The sequence below is a fragment of the Leminorella grimontii ATCC 33999 = DSM 5078 genome (assembly GCF_000439085.1).
In the GTDB taxonomy this organism is placed as follows: Bacteria; Pseudomonadota; Gammaproteobacteria; order Enterobacterales; family Enterobacteriaceae; genus Leminorella; species Leminorella grimontii.
In genome coordinates this window covers 62,358-83,668 of the sequence record NZ_AUUA01000011.1, presented here as the reverse complement: position 1 = coordinate 83,668, position 21,311 = coordinate 62,358, and the positions used below count along the sequence as shown (strand labels likewise).

Genomic DNA, 21,311 nt, shown 5'->3' with positions numbered 1-21,311 from the left:
GATTTTTCCCGCGTCCGAAAGCGGAAGAAAAGGAGATATCCCGGCGATACGCTACGGCTGCCCGGTCTTTTTCGAGAGCGTTGAGGCGCTTTCCTCCCACGGCTACGATTGCCGGATATTGTTTGATGAACTCGGGCGCGGCGCGTTTTTGGGAGAGACCGTTCATGCGGTGCCGATGATCTTTCTTTCACCCGATGAGGTTTTTCACCATGTGCGTGTGGGAACAACGTTTCGCCTGTGGGAAGGCGGGTTTATTGCTCAGGGTGTGGTGGTAGGGATATTGCCGTCGTCGAGTGCTACAACCGTTGTTCATAACAACGAGTACGAAGAATGAATGTCGCCGTTAGGACGATTGCGCAGAATGAAAAAGGCGTTCTTATCACCTTTGATTCCCCCTATGGCGAAGGCGTCGGCTATTGGCGAGGCGGAGCCGAACCCTTGCCGAACGGCGTTTTTTACGTGGAGTTTGACGTTGACTGGCCGCTATCCTGCGACAGCTGTCGCCCATATGATGGGGAGTGGCTTGGTTTTTGTATTGAAAATGAGTTACTGCTTATTCGTGCAGCGGTAGAAGCCGTCGATGAAGATGGAATGGTGTTTATCCGCGTCGCGAACGACTGTCTGTTGATGCTAGATACGAAAGAGGCATTTTCGCCTGTTGTCGGCTCTCGCTGGGAAATTACCGTACCGCAGGAGCGTATGGGGATCTATTTCCACCAATAAAGCTGGCGGCGGTGGTTTAGGGAGAAGAGGATCTTCCCCCTGTGCTATAGCCCCGGTTTCCCGGGGCTATTAAAAACTACCGGCCAATATTTTTTTCGATGCGGCTAATGTCTGCTTTATCGAAGGTAATATTGGTCTTCTCTCCGCCGTCGGCGAGGATCTTTTCTGCAATAGCTTCCGTTACGGGCGAAATAATATTGAAGTGATCGCCACCGCGCAGCATGTATGTGTAGAACGGAACGTTTTTCCGCTTAGCGACGTCGCCCATATCGTCAAACTCGCTCCAGTAATATTCCTGCCCTTCAAAATAGAAGGTTGGCGTGGTGATGGAGGTGACAAAGAACTGCGGCGAACGCAGTTTGAACTCCTGAGCGTTACGTTGATCGAAAGGAACGTTGACCATCATACGCCCTCCCTCTATTCGCTTTTTCAAATCGGGAATGCCGCCGAGGGAAAATACTGCTCGATAAGCCGAGGAAAGCTCACTGGCCAGTAGCGCCCTGGTGCCGCCGGTACTGTGGCCGACTAAATAGATGCGCTGCGGATCGACATACGGTTGCTGGGCCAGCCAGGCGCGGGCCGATTCCAGATCGTCCAGCTCGCCATAGAACATTTCGTAGCGGCCTGGGTTAGCGTTTTCAGCCCTAAAGCTTGGCACCATCATAACGAGCCCCGCCTTACGGAAGGCGCTGCCGGTTTGGTCGTTGTCTCTGGGCTGCGGCTGCCAGAAAAAGTCATCGTTGCCGATTCCACCATAGCCACCGATAAGCCAGATAACCGCCGGATGCTTTTTACCGTCTTGAGGGTCGGGCGTGACGTAGGCTGCCATCTGGCCATCTTTTGCCGGGTAGCTTATCAGGTTAAAGATCTCTTTAGGGGGAGTGGCCGGCACGCCGTCACCAACAAAGCTGGTGTCGATAATATTGGTCTGGAAAGCGGCGCGCTCAGAGGACAGCGTTGGATTATTGCTGGTAGCGCTTTCGTCCTGGCCGCAGCCTGCAAGCGTGAAAAGCCCCATAAGCAGCAGTATAGAAAAGGGAGCTTTAATTCGTTTTGTCATAGTAATCGTCCTTGATGAAATGATATTCTCGCACATACTGCCAGTGGTTATAGGGCATTTCAATGAGCCTCTCTATTAACCCATCGCGAAGTCTGCAATAAAGCGCTCCGATGCTTTCTTTCCTGAATTCAAGCGGGCTTTTGTATTGAAAATGAATTACTGCTTATTCGCGCAGCGGTAGAAACTGTCGATGAGGACGGAATAGCGTTTATCCGCATCGCAAACGACTGTCTGCTGAGGATCGATATGGAAAGCATTTTTCAGCGAAACTCATTAAGGTATTTCCAGTAAAGTTACGCGGTTTAACGCCGGGTTATTTCCACCAATAGCGGAATTCAGTTTAAAAGGACTTATTTCTATGGCGCTCCTACTCAACGTCTACTCCACGCTGCATACGCCGTCGGCGCCCGCTTTCCCGCATCGTCTCAACCATCGTCGCGATCGCTCTGACCCCGAGCTTAAGCCGCATTTAAACGGATTTCAGGGCTATGTTTATGAGAAAAGCGGCAGTCAGATGACGGCTCACCTGTATCACCTGCTGCAGCACATTGGCCGCGTTCAAACCCAGTTCAGTCTAGAGATTGAAGAAGAGAATACGGACGCGTTTTTCGACTGGATGCGCCAGGTGAACGGCATCTGTTTTTGTAATGACGGCTCGGTGATATCTCCTGAGGGCGAGCTGTTGGCGACCCCAGGGGAGGGCGATATTACCGGCTCGGTGCCCTATCCTGCTGACGCGTTGGCCCGAAAGGCGAGTAATGACGCATACTGCCAGAAGTTGGGCGTGCGCGTCGCCAATTCACTGCCGCCGGTGATGGGGGAGGGCGAAGCGGTGCTGCGTTCGGCGAAAGAGGTGGCCGAGCGCTGCGTGGCTTTGCTGTCCGTCGCGGCGCGGGCGTTAAGTCTTTCTCAGGACGAAGGCGATAATATTGAGAATATTTATTCTCGCCTGCCGCTCGCCGCATCGCTGTTAAGCCCCGAAGAGGCGTGCTTTATGGCGGAGCCGTCTCCGCAGGAGCAGGACGTCATCAACGCGGTGTGGCGCTACGAAGCTCTGGCGCTGCTGCTGTGGAGCTTAGGCAAGATAGACAAACTTTCCCTACCGACCGAGATTTGCGACGTTGATGGGGTAACGGACCTTATTCTGGCCGAAGATACGCAAAGCTTTATCGACGCCGCTCGGCTTCGCCCGGCGGATGAAATTTTAGACGCGTTGGATTTGTGCTATCGCCTGCACTGGGCTATCCGCGAGGCGGGACAGCGGGGGGAAGACATTCCTGCCAACCTGTCCGGCAGCGTTATCAGCGAACGCCACCATGCCCTGAACTGGCTGGTGCGCTTCGAAGACGCAGAATGGGACGAGGTCGATACGCCGGCCTGAGCCGTTTAAAAATAATCACACGGAATTGATTGAATCAAATGACCAAAACGCAAAAAAATATCCTGATAGGCGCCGCGCTGTGCCTGTTTTTTATCGTCGGTTCGGGTATGGCCTACATCTGGTACAACGTGCTGCAGCGCTGGGATTCACGGGATGTGCCGACGGCAACCGAAGAGCACCGTGAAGGTATCTATGTGGCTAACGGGCTGGGCGACGATCAGGTCAAAGAGGCGCTGATCCTTGAGCTGGACGGGAGCGCCTTCAGCCTTAAGGTCGACGCTGACACACCGATTAATGAGGTCGCTCTGCCGCCGATAACCACCATCGTCCCCTATAAAATTTCCGGCGAGGCTGTAATGGAAGACGGCGCTTCGCTCACCGTGACGGGCGGCGGCGTGCTGCTGCCGAATGACTTTCTGAAAAAAGAGATGGCGAAAGCCAAGACGATGGCGGAATTTTATAGCGTCTGGCAGAAAACGGTAGCGCAGCTCAACCGCCACGGAGCGGGATTAACCGTTGAGATGACGGACGCCGACTTTTCGCCAGAAGAGATAGCCAAAGCGGAAGCCCGTCTGGGCGTGAAGCTGCCGTCGTATTATCTTGAATTGACCCACGAAGGGCGCGCTTGGCAGGTTTCAGATTCGGACAAAGAAAGCGGCAAAGTGTTTAAGCTGCTCGCACCGTCAGAGCTGATAAGCGCCGCCGAATGGGTAGAAAAAAACGTCGGTAGCCCGGACTGGAAAACGGCCCGTGCGGACGTTTATCGTCACCTGCAAAAAGAAGTGGTGTTCGCCGTGAGCCGCGGGGAACCGTGGGTTATTCGCTACGGCGATAAGCCCTGTGAGGACGGAAAGCCGTCAACCTATGTAGGATATATCGACGACGAAGACTTTTTGATTGAGGACAGCGAAGCGTTCTCCGACTACGCCATTCCTGGCGGGTACTGCTACAAGGTCGGGGACTTGGCACCCTGGCGCGCCTATATGCGTTACGCCCTTCGCGATGCGCTGCCGGGGGAAGCATTTACCTTTGTGAATAAAGACACCACGCTGGAAGTTATTCGAGCAAGCGAGTCGCCCGAAGGGGAGCTTAAGGGATATCTGCGCGGAGAGTGGAATTAAGGCGCGCGATGGTAATATGTCGCGTTAACGTTGTGAAATAACGATGTAGGAATAACACTATGGGCATGATTGGCTTATTTAAAAAAATGACGGAAGAAGAAGTCGAGCGTTATCGCGACGGTGACGATTTCCCCTATGACGCGGTCGACTGCGACATTGATAAAAGCTGGGAGCTTATTCACTATTTGCTGACCGGGGATATTGCGGATGGGGAACCTCCGCTTGGCTATGTCATCCCGCTCTGTGATGAGGTAGAGCACGTGGAAAGGGCGACAATGGCAGCGATATTGACGCCTCTACAGGTAAAAGCGGCTGCCGATGGGCTTGCTGCGATCGACAGTACGGCTTTTACCGACAGGTTTGATTTTGACGCGATGATGGCGGATGAAGTCTATCCGTTGCGCGAAGGTGAAGTTGAAAAGGAACTCTATGATTACCTTTGGCAAAACTTCTGCGATTTGAAAGCGTTTTATCAGGCGGCAGGAGCTTCCGGGAGCCATGTGGTTTTTGAAATTTGTTAGAAAACTATAGGTAATACAGCTATAGGTAATACAAATCCCTTTTTATTCATAAGGTTAATCATATTCTATGACGCGGATCACCGCGTCATTTTTATATCCGGATACAATAGCAGGTTCCAGTTAATCACGGGCTGCGGCGCTTTTCTCGGTATCTGATATTCCTCAGGCGACCAAGCGACACAGCCTTCATGAGCCGAGGTTACGATGCTCGATCGGGAAACTATCCGTTCATTTATCAACGTCGCAGAGAGCGCCAGCTTTTCTAAAGCCGCCGAAGCGATGCACAAGACGCCTGCGGCCATCGGCTACCGCATCAAAATGCTGGAAGAGCGGGTTGGAACGCCGCTGTTTCACCGCACTACGCGCTCCGTCTCGCTGACCTCCGCCGGTGAGTACCTGCTGGCCCAGTGCTACCGTTGGAATACCTGGCTGGAAGGCATGTCGGAAGAGCTGCGCCAGATTAACGACGGGGTTGAGCGTCAGGTCAACATCGTGGTGAACAACCTGTTGTACAGCCCGGTGGCGGCGGCGGAGCTTTTGAGCCATCTGAACCAGCTTTTCCCGTTTACTCAGGTTCAGATTTCCCGTCAGGTGTATATGGGCGTTTGGGATACGCTGCTTAATGACGGCTATCAAATCGCCATCGGCGCCACCGGCTGGGAGTCTCTGGATAACGGTATCAACATTTTACAGCTCGGCGAGCTGAACTGGGTGTTTGTTATCGCCCCTCATCACCCTTTGGCAAAAGTGACCGGCAGCCTGACGGAAGATCAGCTGCGCGCCTACCCGGCGATTAATATCGAAGATACGTCGCGCAATTTGCCCAAGCGGGTTGCCTGGCTGCTTCCAGGGCAGAGGGATATCAAAGTGCCGAACCTTCATACCAAGCTGGCCTGCCATCTGCGCGGGTTGGGGGTCGGTTTTTTACCCAAGGCGCTGTGCCAGCCCTATTTGGATGACGGTAGCCTTATTCAGCGCGACGTGCCCCACTATCGCCAGCCCTCGCCGCTGTGTCTGGCTTGGAAAGATGCGACGATGGGGAAGGTTACTCAGCAGATCGTGTCGCTGTTTGAAGAGCGAAGCCCTATCGTTCAGGATTTTTTATACCGAATCGACAGCCCCATTAGCGCTGCCCAAGGGCAGCCTTAGAGGGAAAAACCGGAAGGCAGTTGTTCAATCGCCGTCGCGCCCAGCCAGACGCCCAATAGCGTATCCGCTCCCGACGTGTGGCCGTGCGACAGCAGCCGGGCAACGGCAGCCATATCCCTGCCATTTTGCCGCAGTGCGAACACCGCACGCCGCAGCGGCGTTGAAAAATAGCCCTTGCCGGCGTGATGCAAATAGGCGCAGCTGACGTGGGTCGTCAGCCGTTCTAGCGGCTGAGCGTGGGCGAAGAGCGGGCAGCGGCGCAGCGCGTGCGCGCTGGGCGTATAGCCATAGGCTGCCGCCAGCATGCCGACCAGTACGTCGTCGCTGCTGGGCGTCAGCCCTGGTCCCATGCCGATATAGGAACTCCAGTCTACCCGTTGGCCGCACAGCGATTGTGAAAACAGCGCGACTATGCGCTTTAGCTCGGCGCTAAGCGGAGCGGCGGCGAGGCGGTGAAGGGGGCCGTAAAGGCCGGTTTCCTTAGGAAGATGACATAGGACGCTCCGTAGGCGTTCGGCGTGTAGCGGCCTGGCGGAGGCGTTTAATCGCAAGTTTAGCCGACGCCCGGCGCGCCTTAGGAGAAATCCGTCAGATTCCAGCCCTTCAGCGCTTAAGCGGACGATGGACTGGGGCTGTATCTTTCTGCCTATCGTATGGAAATCCGCGTCTGCCAATAGCCAACCCGCGGCGCTCAGGCCGTGGGTAGCGTCATGAAGCGTCAGAAGCCCGCCGCTTTCAGTCAGCAGGTTGATTGCCTTGCTGTAAACGCCGATGCAGGTAGCCAAACCTGACGCGTGGGGCGCCGCGTGGCTATAAGCCAGAGTGGAAAGCTGAGTCATCGTAATGATTGCCTTGCATACGTTATCTTTTCCGCCTGCTGCGATGCGCCCAGACTCGATAAGCGGCGTCGGGCGCATCGTGGCTTGGCGGCATAAGCAGCTTAGGCCTGCTTTTCCCCTTCTTTAACGAACAGCATGGCGATAATCCCGACCACGGTCACTACGGCCGCGAAGTAGAAACCTGCGTTGAGGCTGCCGGTGCTGTCTGCGATAAAGCCGGTAACGACCGGGGCAAAGATAGACGCCGCCATGCCGAAGAAGTTATACAGGCCGAAGGCGGTACTCAGCGCCGCTCTCGGGGCGTTGTCCGCGACGAGAGCCACCAGCACCGGGTTGAGGCTGATTTTGCCGATAAACCCGTACAGGATAAGCACGGCAATAAGCACGGCTTCAGAGCTGGAATAAACGATGCCGAAGATGGCTAAAAGCGACAGCGGCATCATAAACAGCACCACCGGCTTTCTGCGACCCAGCTTGTCGGAGGCGTAGCTGCAAATCAGCGTGCCGATAATGGAAATCCACGGAACGATCGACGCGATGCTGGCCGCGTGAACGATGTCCATCCCGCGCTCTTTTTGCAGGTAGTAGGGCAGCCAGGTGATGATGACGAAGAAGCCGTATATCGAACAGAAAATGGTGATATAGGCCATGATCAGGTTGCGGTTTTTGAACAGATCCGTAAAGCGGAAGTCGCTTTTGGGGGCCGTCGCGGCCTGAGGACCTTTTGGCTGTGCGTTTTCACGGATAAAGAACAGCATCAGCAGAGCAACGATAAAAATAGGTACTGCAATCGCCAAAAACGGCATTTTCCAGGACGTGTGGAAACTGTCTACCATGGTGCTCGACAGGTAGTAGCCTAACGCGATGCCGAACGACATGCCGCTGCCGATGACGGCGCTGCCAAGCGTAATCCACTTCTTCGGGATAGCTTCAGAGGACAGTGCGTACTGCGGGCCGTAGTACGCTCCCTGAGCCGCGCCGGTCATCATCCAAAAGATGATGAAAATGATGAAGCTTGGAGAGATGCTGACGGAAGCGATAAAGGCTGCAAACAGCATAAAGCCGGGAACCATGATCTTCTTTCGGCCGATTTTGTCTCCGTAGATACCGGCTGGAATTTGAAGCACGGTATAGGTAAGGAAAAAGAGACTGCTGATAAGTCCGAGGTTGCCCTTTGACAGGCCGAATTCGGCCTGAATCAGGGGCATGATGGGGTTTAATACAGAACGGCCCGCATAGATTGCGATCCAGCCGAGAAAAAATATTATGACGAGCCTAATCCAATAGGGGAAAAGCTCTTTTTTTACTTCGTTATCCATAATGAATCCTCAACGATATTTATATAACCACACTATTCTTAAATGTTCTTTAAAAGCTAATTATTTCTTTCGTTTTTGCGCCCACTCTCCCGTTGGGAGAATATTTTCTTGTGATGATGGCGTTGAACTCCTTGCTATTGATTTTTTATCGAGGCCAAAATTTTTTATCACTGCTATTTTTTAGGCCATATTTTCGACGATGTCCGTTAATTAATATTAACCGTTTAAAATAACCGCAATAATAATGGGGGTAACCTTCGCATTGCGTTATGAAGCAAACGGATCTTTTTGGTCGTAAGAATTTTTATAAAGTGCGTCAGATATCAGGTATTCATAGATATCGTCAACAATCTCAATGCCGTGAATATCGCTTTCTCGCTCGGCGATGTCACAGTTTTGGCCGGGGTAAAGCACTTTCTCCGTACCCGGCGCAGCCTTCACGGCGTTCAGTTCCCTCATCATCTGGCTGATGTGGCTTCTAAATGCGTCAGCCGAAGTAAAGTACGCCGGGTTGATAACCACGTGCAGCTGCCCCAGTTCCCGGCCTTGGGAAAGGTCGTGATACATCGAGCTGACGTGCTTGCCGAAGGGAAGGCCCAGCAGGATGCCGGACAGCACGTCAACCATCATCATCAGGCCGTAACCCTTGGGGCCAGCCACCGGCAGCAGACCTTTGACCTCCATGGGATCGGTTGTGGGAACGCCCTGACCGTCGACGGCCCAGCTTTCGGGAATGGCGACTCGGCGAGCGCGCGCATCCAGTATTTTTCCCCATGCCTGTACGGTAGTCGCCATATCAAAGGTGATGATATCGTCGTTTTCCCCCGGTGCGGCAAAGGCGATAGGGTTGGTGCCGAAGTAGGCTTCTGCGCCGCCGAAGGGAACGACCATCGGATCGGACTGGCATACGGAAACGCCAATCATGCCGGCCCTTGCTGCCTGCTGAACGTAGTAGGACAGCGCGCCGCTGTGGCCGATTCTACGGGCCCCCACGACGGCCACGCCCTGTTCTTGAGCCATTTCAATGGCGCGTTCCATTGCAAGCTTGGCCGCTACGTGCCCGGCGCCGTTGTCTCCGTCAAGGATGCCGCTGCAGGGGCCGGTTTTCTCAAACGTAAAGTGGGGAGCGCCGTTGGTTCCCCCCTTGCTGATGCGCTCGGCGTAGTATTCGACGCGAACCGCGCCGTGGGAATGTATGCCTCTCGCGTCAGCGTGTACGAGAACGTCCGCAACCGTATCCGCGTGTTCAGGCGGGAGCCCGGCGGCGGCAATTTTGTTTTTTATCAACTGATGAAGCTTCTGTCGGGAGATTCTCATTACAGGGTCATCCTTTTGCATGGTAAAAAACGCTGTGCCGATAATTGCGATAAAAAGAGTGAAATAATGTGATCAACATTGGCGTTACGGAATTGGAAAAAAAATTCATTAAATGAATGTGGGATTATTAAAATAACTTAATAAATGGATTCCTCTTAGTTAATTAAATAATCGACTACTGATTTGATACATTTTTTTTATAATAACCGAAGTGTGACCGCTCTCACTTTGATGAGCGGTTTTTTTATATAGCTTTTTAGCCAACTTAGTGAGTTGTCGCAGGTTTGAATTTTTTCTGTCGCGTAATGGGTTTTAATTTTTATTAAGCGTTTTGGTTTTCCCTGTGGGGAGAATTAATGCCAAGCTATTAATTAGAATAGAAACCTATTCCTGTTTATACCTCTGGATGGCGTATGCAGAAAATATTGGGTTCATGTTTTAGTTTACGATAAAGGGCCTATCTATGATCCATGCTTTTATAAAAAAGGGCAGTTTTCAGGACTCGGTCAGCCTGATGCTGATATCCCGGAAGTTAAGCGAGCTTCCTCGCGTTGATGAAGTTTCCGTAATGATGGGGACGCCGGCCAACAAGTCGTTATTGACCAATACCGGCTTCTGGCACGCGATGTTCGATGAAGCGACGCCGAACGACATCTGCGTGGCCATCAAGGCTGAGGACAACGGCGACGGCGCGTTGACGCAGTACGTCAGCGAACAGCTGGACGAAGCGCTGGCTGCGATTGCGCAAGGGCAGAAGGGCGGCAAGTCTCTCCTAAAAGCGCGCCGCTGGGACAGCGCGGAGCAAAAGCTGCCTGACGCGAACCTGCTGCTGATTTCCATTGCCGGCGAATACGCCGCCGAGCTGGCCGACAAGGCGCTGGATCGCGGCAAAAGCGTAATGATTTTCTCCGATAACGTGTCTATCGAGCAGGAAGTCGCGCTGAAAACCAAAGCGCGCGATAAAGGGCTTATCGTTATGGGGCCGGACTGCGGAACGGCGATGATCGCCGGCGCGCCGCTGGCGTTTGCCAACGTTTTGCCTAAGGGGCGGATCGGCATTATCGGCGCGTCGGGCACCGGGATTCAGGAGCTGGCCTCTCAGATTGCGCTGGCCGGGCAAGGCATTAGCCATGCGATAGGCCTGGGCGGTCGCGACCTTTCCGCCGACGTCGGCGGCATCAGCGCTTTGACCGCGCTGGACATGCTGGCCAAGGACGAGCAAAGCAAAGTGCTGCTGTTCGTTTCCAAACCGCCGGCCGAAGCCGTGCGCCAGCGCGTATTCAGCGCGATGAAGCAAATCAACAAGCCTATCGTTACGCTGTTTTTGGGCGTTAAGCACGGCGAGACGCGCGATGGCAACGTTTATCTGGCCGATACGCTGGACGAAGCGGCGCGCCTGGCGGCCGCGCTGGCCCGCGTTCAGGAGCAGGCGGAAAGCCTTCCTGCCGTGAAGGGTAAAAAGATCGTCGGGCTGTATACCGGCGGAACGCTGGCCGTTGAGGTGGCCATGCTGCTGGCCGAGCGCCTCGGCGCCGAGGTCGACAGTAAACACGATCGCGGCACGATGCTGGACGCCGACGGACATAAGATTATCGACTTGGGCGATGATTTTTACACGCAGGGCAAACCTCACCCGATGATCGACCCTTCAACCCGCAATCAGGAAATCGTCAATCTGTCGAATCGCCCCGACGTCGGCGTTCTTCTGCTGGACGTTGTAATTGGCTATGGCGCGCAGCAGGACCCAACCGGCTCTCTGGTTGACGCGGTGAACAAGGCCCGCGATCGCCGTGGGGAAGCGAATCCTCTGGCCGTTATCGCGACGGTAACCGGGACCGAACAGGATCCTCAGGTCAGATCGGCGCAAATCGAGGCGCTGCGGGCGGCAGGAATTGCCGTCGTCGATACCCTGCCGGAGGCCGCCATGCTGAGCCACGGTCTTATCGACTCCGAAGGGAGTCGTCAGGCCGATGAGTCGGCGCCGTTGTTAAACGGCGTGGCCGTCATTAACGCCGGACTGCGTAGCTTTGCCGAAGATTTGCAGTCTGCCGGCGTACCCGTTGTGCACTACCAGTGGGCCCCTATCGCTGGCGGTAACCGCAAGCTGGCCAACCTATTAAAACAAATGCAATAAGAGGTCTTTTTTATGTACGCATCTATTCAAGAAGCTAACGCAGCGGTCATCGAGCGTATCAAAGAAGCGCGTCCCCACTGGTTGGACGTAAAGCCGGCAAAACAGGTTATCCCTACTCTGCAGGAAGGCCGCAAGCTGCTGCACGCGGGCCCGCCGGTTACTTGGGCGGCAATGAGCGGCCCGGTGCGCGGCGCCTGCATCAGCGCCTGCCTGTTTGAAGGCTGGGCAAAAACCGAGGAAGAGGCGCTGAGCCTGCTAAACGGCGGCGGCGTTGAGTTTTTACCCTGCCACAGCGTCGACGCGGTAGGGCCGATGGGCGGCATTACTTCAGCCAACATGCCGATGCTGGTGGTGGAGAACAAGGTTCACGGCAACCGCTCCTACTGCAACCTGAACGAAGGCATCGGTAAGGTAATGCGCTTTGGCGCCTACAACGAAGAGGTACAGGCTCGCCTTCGCTGGATGCGCGATACGCTGGCGCCGGTGCTCAGCGAAGCGCTGCAGGCGATTGAAGGCGGGATTGACCTCACCGCAGTGATGGCGCAGGCCATTACGATGGGCGACGAATTCCACCAGCGTAACATCGCCGCTTCGGCGCTGCTGATGCGCACCCTGGCGCCGAAAATCACCCTGCTTGCGCGCGAAAAAGCGCAGCTGGCGGAAGTGATGCAGTTCCTGAGCGTGACGGACCAGTTCTTCCTCAACCTGGCGATGGCCTACTGTAAGGCCGCAATGGACGCGGGCGCACAAATAGAAGCAGGCAGCGTCGTGACGGTGATGACGCGCAACGGCGAAAACTTCGGCATCAAGGTTAGCGGATTAGGCGATCGCTGGTTCACCGCGCCGGTTAATACCCCGGAAGGCCTGTTCTTTACCGGGTACAGCCAGGCGGACGCCAACCCGGACATCGGCGATAGCGCCATTACGGAAACCTTCGGCATCGGCGGCGCGGCCATGGTTGCCGCTCCGGGCGTTACCCGGTTTGTCGGCGCCGGCGGCGGAATTAGCGCCGCGCTGGAGGTGACGGAAGAAATGGGCGAAATCTACCTCGAGCGTAATGGAATGCTGCAAATTCCTACCTGGGATTTCCAGGGCGCCTGTATCGGTCTGGACGTGCTTCGCGTTGTTGAAACCGGCATTACGCCGCTTATCAACACCGGCATCGCCCACCGCGAAGCAGGCGTAGGCCAGATTGGCGCCGGCACCGTGCGCGCGCCGTTAGCCTGCTTCGAGAAGGCGCTCGAAGCGCTGGCCGAGAAGATGAACATCAAGGCATAAGCAGCTTACTCCGGGCCTCTCCTTCACCCCATGCGGGGTGAAGGAAGGAGGGCCTTTAGCTACAGGCTATGCCAGAGATTGATGATAAAGGTCTTGGATCGAGCCTACAGAGTTAATCGGAGGGAGAGGGCTACTCGCTTTGCTCGCCCTACGGGCCAACACTTCGTGTTGTTCAACGCCTAAAGGCGTTGTCCGTTGGGGTCGACTTGGCGTAAGCCAACGACAAACCGGCAAAGCCGGTTTGAACAGCGCTTGCGCTGGCACTGATGGGTGAAGCCCGAAGGGCTTTATAACGGCCCGTAGGAGGGCTAGGCCCGCCGCGCACCCAAGCTTAATACAGGCGCTCTTCCGGCCGAGCACGGTGGCTATATTAGCGCAGTGTATTTTCGGCCGGAATATCCGCTGAGCTTGATTAGGATTGTTTATCAATTGGCTGATGTTATGCCTTTCTCAACAAAACGGACTTATAAAAAGAGCACTCAAATGAAAACACTAGTGATTGCTTTAGGGGGTAACGCGTTACTCCAGCGGGGAGAAGTACTCTCCGCCGATAATCAGTATAAAAGTATCGCTAAGATAGCCAGCGCAATAGGCGAGCTGGCCGAACACTATCGCATTGTGATTGTGCACGGCAACGGGCCGCAGGTTGGGCTACTGGCGCTGCAAAACCTGGCGTATGAAGCGGTGCCGTCTTATCCGCTGGACATTCTCGGCGCGGAAAGTCAGGGCATGATCGGCTATATGCTGGCGCAGCGGCTGTCGCAAAATGCGAATGCGCGCCCGGTATCGACGATATTGACGCGCGTCGTGGTCGATAAAAACGATCCCGCCTTCGACACGCCCAGCAAGTATATCGGCCCGGTCTACGAGCCGGAGCGCCAGAAGGATCTTGAGCGCCAGTACGGCTGGCAGATGAAGCTTGACGGCAACTACCTGCGTCGGGTTGTTCCTTCACCTGCGCCGCAAAGCATTCAGGATAGCGAAGCCATCAGGCTGCTGCTCGATAAGCGACATATTGTTATCTGCTGCGGCGGCGGCGGTATTCCCATGATTGAAGGGGAAGAGGGATACAGGGGCGTTGAGGCGGTGATCGACAAAGACTTGGTCGCTTCCCTACTAGCGCGTGAGCTGAACGCGGAGTACCTGATGATCCTGACCGACGCCGATGCGGTTTATCAGGACTGGGGCACGCCGCAGGCCAAAGCGCTGCGCCAGGTTACGCCTGACGAGCTGAGGCCTTTCGCCGCGCCGGACGGCGCCATGGGGCCGAAAGCCGAAGCGGCCATTGAGTTCGTGGAGAAGACGGGCAAAAAGGCGTTTATCGGTGCGCTGAAGGACGCCTTGGCGATCGTTCGCGAAGAAAAGGGTACCTGCATTCGCTTAGCCTAGAGAGATGAAAAGCGTTTTGTAACCTTTCCAAAATGAGCCTCTGTAATCAGAGGCTTTTTTATCAACAAAAAACTAACTCTCTATTCGGGCTTCGCTTTTTTATCTGCCGCCGTTTGAAAACCCCCTCTTTATATCTACGCTTCATATATGGAGCCCTTTATCTCTGGATAAACAATGCGGCATAGTTATGAAGGTAAAAAACGTATAAACAGGACCGATTTATCAGCGGCTTTTACGGTGTCGCCTCTAGCGCTGGCGGTGCTGATTTCAATCGGCTTCGCTTCGCCTCTCGTTGGTGCTGAAACTACGCTTCCCTCTTCTTCCTCCACGGTTACGCTTCAATCGTTCGCTCCCGGCGAGTTTGATTTTGTACTGCCGAACGGTTCGCTAATTCAGACAGCCGCAGGCAACGGCATTGACGGCGATAGCTCGCAGGATTGGCAATTGAACGTTCAGGGCAGCGTGGTTGCCGCAGCAGACGGTATTCACCTGCTTTCAGCAACCAACAATGGGGCGCAAATTACCAACAGCGGCAGCATTTCGGTCGGCGGCGTCGGTATAGCCCTGCTTAACGGCGGTTCAATCGTTAATGAGGCGGGAGGCTCCATTGTTGGCAGCACCGGGATTTTGTTTTCGTCCGGCGGCTATTCGTTAAGCAATGCAGGACGCATTGAGGGGTCGGGCGTGGGGCTTGAGATAACGACCGATACCGCGTCTACGTTTACTAACCAAAGTAGCGGCATCATTGCCGGAAACGCCGGCGTACATATCGCTTCCAGCGGCCATACGGTCATTAATCAGGGAATGATATTAGGAACGGCGGGAACCGCCGTTGATATCAGCGGTAATAACAACCTGTTGCTGTTGGACGACGGCGCTACGGTTGTCGGCGACGTCAACAGCAGCGGGACCGGTAACCGCATCGTTTTGGCGGGAAGCGGCAGTATCGGCGGCGTAAGCAGTGTGATTTCAGGCTTTTCGTCATTGGAAATGAACGGACTGGCATGGACTCTGGCGGGAGATGTGTATATGGGAAATTCATCTCCCTCCATTTCCGTTAATCAGGGAAAGCTAACGCTGACGGGGAATCTGAATGCAAATAGCGGCAATGTGGAGGTTGCCCTGGGCGCAGAGCTTCAAATAGGCGACGGCGGGATCGTGGGGGATTTACAGCAGGCGCATATTCAGGCTGACGGCATCGTCTCTTTCTTCCGTTCTGACGGCGCTCTGGACTTAACGGATCGCGTCTTCGGCAGCGGCGTTTTATTGTTTAAAGGCACCGGCGTAAGGGGCGAGTCCTACTATTCGTTTAGTAACGGCGACAGCGAGTTTTACGGCAACATCGTCGTCGGCAACAACGTGCGCCTGCGCATCGGTTCGTCCAGCCCGGCGCCGCTGGCGCACTATTTTGTTGAGAACAACAGCACGCTGTGGTTCGGCAGTTCAGGGAACTTTAGCAGCGCCCTGTATATTGAAGGACAAGGGTGGGACGATCCGGGATTCGGTCGACTCGGCGCTTTGCGCCTCGACAGCGGCCCAAACGTAAGCGGCCCGGTGACGCTCACCGGAGATGCGCGCGTGACGGCGGTATTTTCCGGCTATACCGGCACCATCAGCGGGTCGATTGGCGACGGCGGTAATGGCTATGCGTTAGAGAAAACTGGCGACGGGCTGATTACGCTAACGGGAGTGAACACCTACAGCGGCGGAACGCTAATCAACGCGGGTACGCTGGCGATAGGGCGCAGCGAGAGCCTTGGCAATGACGTCGGCGACGTCACTCTAAACCATGCCAATGCGACGCTGTCGCTGCTGGACTCTTTTAGCCTGAACCATAACGTGACTGTTGGCAGCCAGGGCGGGATAGTGACGACGTCGTCAACGAATACGATAACCGGAACGCTCAGCGGTGACGGCACGTTTACTAAAGCGGGCGTGGGCTCGCTGTCGTTAACCGGTACAGGCTCGGGCGTACAAAACTTAAGCGTTTTAGGCGGGGAGCTGGCGTTAGCGCAAAGCGGCGCCTTTACCACCGCCGGCAACTATATGACCGCCTCGGGTGCGGCCACCAGCTTGTCCGATACGGCGTCGCTGGCGGTGAACGGGCAATTTACCCAGTCGTCCGGCTCAGCCCTAAATCTGGCTTTAGGCAGCGCCGATCCGCTGATTAACGCCAATATCGCTAGCCTCGACGGCGCGCTAAACGTGACTGGTTTGGGGCCTAACGTGCCGAATACCGCCAGTGCGCTAACGTCGACGCAATACACCCTGATTCATACCGCCGCCGCGGGCGGCATCAGCGGCGATTTCGCTTCCGTTAATCTGGGCGGCGCGAACAGCAGCGTTGACTACGTTCTGCTTTATGGAGGAAAGAGCGCTAACGGGCAGGATTACAACGTGGGCTTTGAGTTGACCTGGCTTGCCGATGAGCAAAACGGCAACGGCATTTTTACGCTGGCGAACGCCGCGGATCGTTTTAATGTCGACGTCGCCTTGGGCGACCGCAGCGGCGTCTTTGCCAGCGGCTGGGACGGCAAAACGTTAACTAAAGAGGGTGCGGGAACGCTGGTGCTTTCTCAGGTGAACGCCTACGGTGGGCCAACGCTGATTAATCAGGGAACGGTGGAAACCGGCATTGCGAACGCGCTCGGCGGCTCCGACGTGTTTATCGACGGTGACGGCGCGCTGAATCTGAACGGCTTTTCCCAGCGTATAGGCGATTTGACCGGGAGCGGCGGCGTTGTTTTAGGCAGCGCTGCGCTAACGGTGGACGCGCGTACGGATGCGCTGTTTGCCGGTGCAATCTCCGGAACCGGGGCATTTATTAAAGAGGGGACGCGGGCGCTAACGCTTTCAGGCGACAGCGACTATAGCGGCGGAACGTGGATTAACGGCGGCGTGCTTATTCTTAATGGCGCAAACGCACTGGGTAGTGGCGTAGTCACAAACGATGCCACGCTAACGCTGAGCTTTCTCTCTCCCGGCTCCATGGGCAATACGTTTGCCGGCGGCGGAACGCTGACTCAGGACGGCAGCGCTGCCGCAATGTTGACCGGGGATAACTCCTCCATGGGCCGCGTGGAGGTTAACTCCGGCGAGCTGGCGTTTGCCCAGCAGGGAGAATTCTCCGTTATTAGCGACGTCGTTACCCAAAGCGGCGCGACGACTTCGATAGAGGGAAGCGCCCGCCTGGACGTTGGCGGCCAATTTACGATGAACGGCCAATTAAGCCTTTTGGCCGACGGTAATTCCGGCGTCTCTCAACCTATTATCAGCGCCAATTCGGCCGCGTTGGGGAGCGACTCGACGTTTGTTTTGGGCGGGCTTTCTCTATCGCCAACCAACAACGTGGCGAGTATGGGACGGGCGGCGTTTCAGGTGATAGGCACCTCCGCGCCGGGACGGCTGTCCGGCGACTTTTCATCCATCAGCATGGGCGGCGCAGCGTCGCCGGTTGACTACGTGACGTTTACCGGCGGTGTAGATCCTCTTCGGCAGTACTACGATATCGGCCTGAGCCTGACCTGGTATGAAGGCTATACCAGCACGCCGGAAAAGGCGCACGGTACCTTTACGCTAAGCGACCAGCGGGAGTTTTTTAATCTGGGCGTCGTGCTGCTGGACGTCGCGGAAAACGGCGCCACGGGCTGGGACGGTAAGTCTTTGACCAAGGCCGGGCAGGGTACGCTGGTGCTGTCAAAGCAAAACCAGTATACCGGCGACACCCTGATTCAGGGCGGCATTTTGCGGCTGGAGGCAGAAAATGCCGTTGCCGACAGCGCGCGGGTGCAAATTAGTGACGGCGCTATGCTGATAACCGGCGAAGCCGATCAGCTTATCCATCAACTGAACGGTTCCGGGCGGATAATCCTCGGTCAAGGGCTGTTGACGCAGCACAACGAAGGGGGAACGACGCTGTTTTCCGGCCAAATTAGCGGGTTGGGTAGTTTGAAAAAGACCGGCGACGGTACGCTGATTTTAAGCGCAGACGACGACTTTGTCGGAACGACTACGGTAGCTGAAGGCGTTCTTCAGCTCGGCGACGGCGGCTCGACGGGCGGCGTCATCGGCGACATCGTCAACGACGCGGCGCTGGTTTTTAATCGCAGCAGCGATTTGACCTACGGCGGTACGATTAGCGGCAGCGGGCAGGTAACGCAGGCGGGAAGCAATCTGCTTACCCTTACCGGCAACAACACTTACAGCGGCGATACCGTCATTAACGGCGGCGAGCTGCGGCTGGGCGCCGGCGGCAATAGCGGCAGCGTCGCCGGAAATATCGTCAACCACGGCATACTGACCTTCAATCGCGCCGACGACGTACGGTATCTTGGCGCTGTCAGCGGCGAAGGCGTAGTAAATAAGATGGGCTCCGGGGCGCTAACGTTCAGCCAAAGCCAGTCTTATCAGGGCGACACCACGGTCAGCGAAGGGACGCTGATTGTCGGCGACGACGGCCATCCCGACGTTACGCTGGACAGCCGCAAGATAGACGTTTTGGCCGGTGCAACGCTCGGTGGCTACGGGCAGGTGAACGGCAGCGTTAACAACCGAGGGACGCTGGCGGTGGCCGATGCGCTGCCTGAATTTGCCGATCGGCAAACCGGCAGCTTTACCGTCGGCGGTGATTTAAATAACGCGGGCCGGATTGTGATGGCGAGCGTAGACCCCGACAGCCGCCTGATAGTGAAAGGCAACTACCTTGGCGAAGGCGGTGCGTTAGCGCTGAGCGCGGCGCTGGCGGGCGACGATTCGGCGACCGACCGGCTGGTTATTTTAGGCGACAGCGGCGGCAGCACGTCGGTTGTGGTGAATAACGCGGGGGGAAAGGGCGGACATACGGTTAACGGCATCCAGATTGTATCCGTCGCGGGGAAGTCGGACGGCGTCTTTACGTTGGCCAATCGCCCCGTGGCCGGTGCCTATGACTACTTTCTCTATCGGGGAACGCCGAGCGAGAACGACGGAAACTGGTATTTGCGTTCGGTTCTTAATCAGCAAGACGCCGTCGTCAGGCCGGAAGCAGGAAGCTATGTGGCTAACGCCGCAGCCGCCGGTACGCTGTTTGCGCTTCGCCTGACGGATAGAGACATCGGTGAGAAAAACGGCGGCATGTGGCTACGGCAGGTTGGCGGCCATACGCGTTCTCGCGATGATAGCGGGCAGTTGCGAACTCAGACTAATCGCTATGTCGTTCAGGGCGGCGGCGACCTGTTTTCCTTGCCGGTCGGTGGTGAAGGCAGCCTGTCCGGCGGCGTAATGGCGGGGTACGGCCATACCAGCAGCAGTACCGGATCGACGATGAGCGGCTATGACGCCAAAGGTTCGCTGAACGGTTATTCAACCGGCATTTACAGCACCTGGCGGCAGAACGCCGCAGCGCAGCGCGGGGCTTACCTTGACGCCTGGCTGCAGTATAGCTGGTTCAAGGCCAGCGTGGGCGGTCAGGGGTTATCCGATGAGCGCTATAACATTAACGGCTACAGCGCGTCGGTGGAATCCGGCTATCGCTACGTCGTTAGCGAAAGCGCAACCGGCGAGCTGGCGCTGACGCCGCAGCTTCAGGCAGTGTGGAGCGGCATTAAGGCCGACGACCATACGGAGAGTAATGGCACCGTCGTTAAGAGCCTGAACGATGATGCGTTCCAGACGCGGGTCGGCGTCGAGCTTTCTCGCCGAGGCGTAAGCCGTGAGGATAGAGGCGATGCGGCGCGGTTTACCGCCTATGTCGAGGCCAACTGGTTGTATAACCGAAAACCGACGGCGGTAGCCTTGGACGGCGTAGCGGTTCGGCAGCAGGGCGATCGCAACGTTGGCGAGCTAAAAGTCGGCGTCAAGGGCGCATTGAGCGCCCGATGGGATTTATGGGGAAATATAGGACAGCGGTTGGGCGACGATGGATATAGCGACACGTCCGCGTCGTTGGCCGTCAGGTACCGTTTTTAGGCGGAAAGAGGTAGGGGGACGGTATCCGTCCCCTGGTAGTCAGGCGCACTTATACAGCGAAGGCTCGCCCTCCGGGCGCGTTTTGAACCTGCGGTGAAGCCACATGTACTGCTCTGGCGCGATGGCGATCTGCTTTTCAATCGCCTGATTCATAAAGGCCGCCGCTGCCGTTTGGTCGTCCATCGGGAAGCCTTCCAGCGGCGCGTCAATAACCACCGTATAGCCGCTGTTGTCGCGATTTCTCATTGGCGTAAAGGGAATGAGCTGCGGATTTGCCGCGCGCATCAGAATGCTGGTGCCGATCGTGGTGGCCGCTTTTTCAACGGCGAAAAACGGCGCAAATACGCTGTTGCGCGGGCCGTAGTCGTGATCCGGCGCGTACCACAGCAGCTCGCCCTGCTTTAGCGAGCGGATCATGCCCTTAATGTCGCGCCTGTCGAGCATATATTTGTTAGAGCGCAGCCTGCCCCAGGTTTGCAGCCAGTCCATCAGGCGGTTGTCGTGCGGGCGGTAAACGCCGACGCCTGGCGTATAAAGGCCGATAATTCGCGCCCCCAGCTCCAGCGTGAGAAAGTGGATGCCGATAACGATGCCGCCGCGCTTTTCCTGCGCTGCTTTCAGCAGGTAGTCGTAGCCCTGAACTTTGCTCCAGCGCTTAATGCGCCAGTCTGGCCAAAACCAGGCCATGCCGGTTTCTAAAATGGCCATGCCCGTCGATTCAAAGTTTCGAATCAGCCATTCTTCCCGCTGTGACTCGCTGTCGTCAGGGAAACAAAGCTCAAGATTACGACGCGAAATTGCCTTTCTTCGCTTCATCAGGCGCATAGCTAGACGACCAATTCTTCTGCCTAAGGCGTTGATAACCGGATAGGGCAATAGCGTAACGGCGTATAGCGCACCGATGCCCAGCCACAGAGTCCAGTAGCGCGGATGCAGAAGGTCGCGAGTAAAGTGTGGGTGAACGTGATTCTTTGCCATAACGAAAGTTTATTGAAAACAGTCCGCTTAGTGTAACTATATTTTCATTTAATGCCTATTTTGGGCCAAATTGATTATTGTTTAGGCGCACCCGGAATCTGAGCATGACGCGTTCAAATAATTAAAGAAGCGCAGCGTTAGGCGAGGTTATGATAA

At 55.9% G+C, this 21,311-nt stretch carries 15 protein-coding genes; 10 read left to right on the top strand and 5 right to left on the bottom strand.

What is annotated here, in order from left to right; genetic code table 11:
- Window positions 1-118 precede the first annotated feature (118 nt).
- Window positions 119-334, top strand: a complete 216-nt coding sequence (locus tag G544_RS22200) for a hypothetical protein (protein ID WP_147654620.1) — start codon at window positions 119-121, stop codon at window positions 332-334.
- Window positions 331-723: a hypothetical protein gene (locus G544_RS0112970; protein WP_027275007.1), complete on the top strand. Its 393-nt coding sequence runs from the start codon at window positions 331-333 to the stop codon at window positions 721-723. The genes G544_RS22200 and G544_RS0112970 overlap by 4 nt, the downstream gene beginning before the upstream one ends.
- A gap of 76 nt (window positions 724-799) precedes the next feature.
- Here the strand turns inward: G544_RS0112970 and G544_RS0112965 are convergent, their stop codons facing one another.
- Window positions 800-1,783, bottom strand: a complete 984-nt coding sequence (locus G544_RS0112965; RefSeq protein ID WP_036024061.1) for an alpha/beta hydrolase family protein — start codon at window positions 1,781-1,783, stop codon at window positions 800-802.
- A gap of 358 nt (window positions 1,784-2,141) precedes the next feature.
- Between G544_RS0112965 and G544_RS0112960 the strand changes: the two genes are divergently transcribed.
- The 4 genes from G544_RS0112960 to allS all read left to right on the top strand — a co-directional run bounded on the left by G544_RS0112960 (window position 2,142) and on the right by allS (window position 5,955).
- Window positions 2,142-3,164 carry a DUF4272 domain-containing protein gene (locus G544_RS0112960; protein WP_027275005.1) on the top strand — a complete coding sequence of 341 codons (1,023 nt, stop codon included), beginning with the start codon at window positions 2,142-2,144 and terminating at the stop codon, window positions 3,162-3,164.
- 38 nt (window positions 3,165-3,202) lie between these two features.
- Window positions 3,203-4,285 carry an SMI1/KNR4 family protein gene (locus tag G544_RS0112955; protein WP_027275004.1) on the top strand — a complete coding sequence of 361 codons (1,083 nt, stop codon included), beginning with the start codon at window positions 3,203-3,205 and terminating at the stop codon, window positions 4,283-4,285.
- 59 nt (window positions 4,286-4,344) lie between these two features.
- On the top strand, window positions 4,345-4,806 hold the full coding sequence (locus G544_RS20535) for a YfbM family protein (RefSeq protein ID WP_051155742.1): 462 nt from the start codon (window positions 4,345-4,347) through the stop codon (window positions 4,804-4,806).
- Window positions 4,807-5,010: 204 nt separating this feature from the next.
- The gene (gene allS, locus G544_RS0112945; protein WP_027275003.1) at window positions 5,011-5,955 is read left to right on the top strand and encodes an HTH-type transcriptional activator AllS; all 945 of its coding nucleotides are present in this window, start codon (window positions 5,011-5,013) and stop codon (window positions 5,953-5,955) included.
- Here the strand turns inward: allS and G544_RS0112940 are convergent.
- From G544_RS0112940 to allD, 3 genes are all read right to left on the bottom strand, one after another.
- Entirely contained in the window at window positions 5,952-6,794 is an 843-nt protein-coding gene (locus tag G544_RS0112940) for an oxamate carbamoyltransferase subunit AllH family protein (protein WP_027275002.1), read from the bottom strand. The genes allS and G544_RS0112940 overlap by 4 nt on opposite strands.
- Before the next feature lie 101 nt (window positions 6,795-6,895).
- Entirely contained in the window at window positions 6,896-8,113 is a 1,218-nt protein-coding gene (locus G544_RS0112935) for an MFS transporter (protein ID WP_027275001.1), read from the bottom strand.
- A gap of 267 nt (window positions 8,114-8,380) precedes the next feature.
- On the bottom strand, window positions 8,381-9,430 hold the full coding sequence (gene allD, locus G544_RS0112930; RefSeq protein WP_027275000.1) for an ureidoglycolate dehydrogenase: 1,050 nt from the start codon (window positions 9,428-9,430) through the stop codon (window positions 8,381-8,383).
- 463 nt (window positions 9,431-9,893) lie between these two features.
- On the opposite strand from allD, the gene fdrA reads away from it, so the two are divergent.
- The 4 genes from fdrA (at window position 9,894) to G544_RS0112910 (ending at window position 20,177) form a co-directional block, all read left to right on the top strand.
- The gene (gene fdrA, locus G544_RS0112925) at window positions 9,894-11,564 is read left to right on the top strand and encodes an acyl-CoA synthetase FdrA (RefSeq protein ID WP_027274999.1); all 1,671 of its coding nucleotides are present in this window, start codon (window positions 9,894-9,896) and stop codon (window positions 11,562-11,564) included.
- A 12-nt stretch (window positions 11,565-11,576) separates the two neighbouring features.
- Window positions 11,577-12,842 (top strand): YlbE family protein, encoded by a 1,266-nt coding sequence (locus G544_RS0112920; protein WP_027274998.1) that lies wholly within the window; start codon window positions 11,577-11,579, stop codon window positions 12,840-12,842.
- A 483-nt stretch (window positions 12,843-13,325) separates the two neighbouring features.
- Window positions 13,326-14,231 carry a carbamate kinase gene (locus G544_RS0112915; protein WP_027274997.1) on the top strand — a complete coding sequence of 302 codons (906 nt, stop codon included), beginning with the start codon at window positions 13,326-13,328 and terminating at the stop codon, window positions 14,229-14,231.
- 237 nt (window positions 14,232-14,468) lie between these two features.
- Complete coding sequence (locus G544_RS0112910) at window positions 14,469-20,177, top strand: autotransporter outer membrane beta-barrel domain-containing protein (protein WP_134389160.1); 5,709 nt, start codon at window positions 14,469-14,471, stop codon at window positions 20,175-20,177.
- A gap of 39 nt (window positions 20,178-20,216) precedes the next feature.
- Here G544_RS0112910 and G544_RS0112905 read toward each other — a convergent pair whose 3' ends face one another.
- Window positions 20,217-21,155 carry a Kdo(2)-lipid IV(A) acyltransferase gene (locus tag G544_RS0112905; protein ID WP_027274995.1) on the bottom strand — a complete coding sequence of 313 codons (939 nt, stop codon included), beginning with the start codon at window positions 21,153-21,155 and terminating at the stop codon, window positions 20,217-20,219.
- Window positions 21,156-21,311 lie beyond the last annotated feature (156 nt).

Coding starts and splice junctions, on each gene's coding strand:
- G544_RS0112935 (WP_027275001.1), bottom strand. CDS start 8,113: ATGGATAACGAAGTAAAAAAAGAGCTTTTCCCCTATTGGATTAGGCTC.
- allD (WP_027275000.1), bottom strand. CDS start 9,430: ATGAGAATCTCCCGACAGAAGCTTCATCAGTTGATAAAAAACAAAATT.
- G544_RS0112970 (WP_027275007.1), top strand. CDS start 331: ATGAATGTCGCCGTTAGGACGATTGCGCAGAATGAAAAAGGCGTTCTT.
- G544_RS0112905 (WP_027274995.1), bottom strand. CDS start 21,155: ATGGCAAAGAATCACGTTCACCCACACTTTACTCGCGACCTTCTGCAT.
- G544_RS0112915 (WP_027274997.1), top strand. CDS start 13,326: ATGAAAACACTAGTGATTGCTTTAGGGGGTAACGCGTTACTCCAGCGG.
- G544_RS0112960 (WP_027275005.1), top strand. CDS start 2,142: ATGGCGCTCCTACTCAACGTCTACTCCACGCTGCATACGCCGTCGGCG.
- G544_RS0112940 (WP_027275002.1), bottom strand. CDS start 6,794: ATGACTCAGCTTTCCACTCTGGCTTATAGCCACGCGGCGCCCCACGCG.
- fdrA (WP_027274999.1), top strand. CDS start 9,894: ATGATCCATGCTTTTATAAAAAAGGGCAGTTTTCAGGACTCGGTCAGC.
- G544_RS20535 (WP_051155742.1), top strand. CDS start 4,345: ATGGGCATGATTGGCTTATTTAAAAAAATGACGGAAGAAGAAGTCGAG.
- G544_RS0112965 (WP_036024061.1), bottom strand. CDS start 1,783: ATGACAAAACGAATTAAAGCTCCCTTTTCTATACTGCTGCTTATGGGG.
- G544_RS0112955 (WP_027275004.1), top strand. CDS start 3,203: ATGACCAAAACGCAAAAAAATATCCTGATAGGCGCCGCGCTGTGCCTG.
- allS (WP_027275003.1), top strand. CDS start 5,011: ATGCTCGATCGGGAAACTATCCGTTCATTTATCAACGTCGCAGAGAGC.
- G544_RS0112920 (WP_027274998.1), top strand. CDS start 11,577: ATGTACGCATCTATTCAAGAAGCTAACGCAGCGGTCATCGAGCGTATC.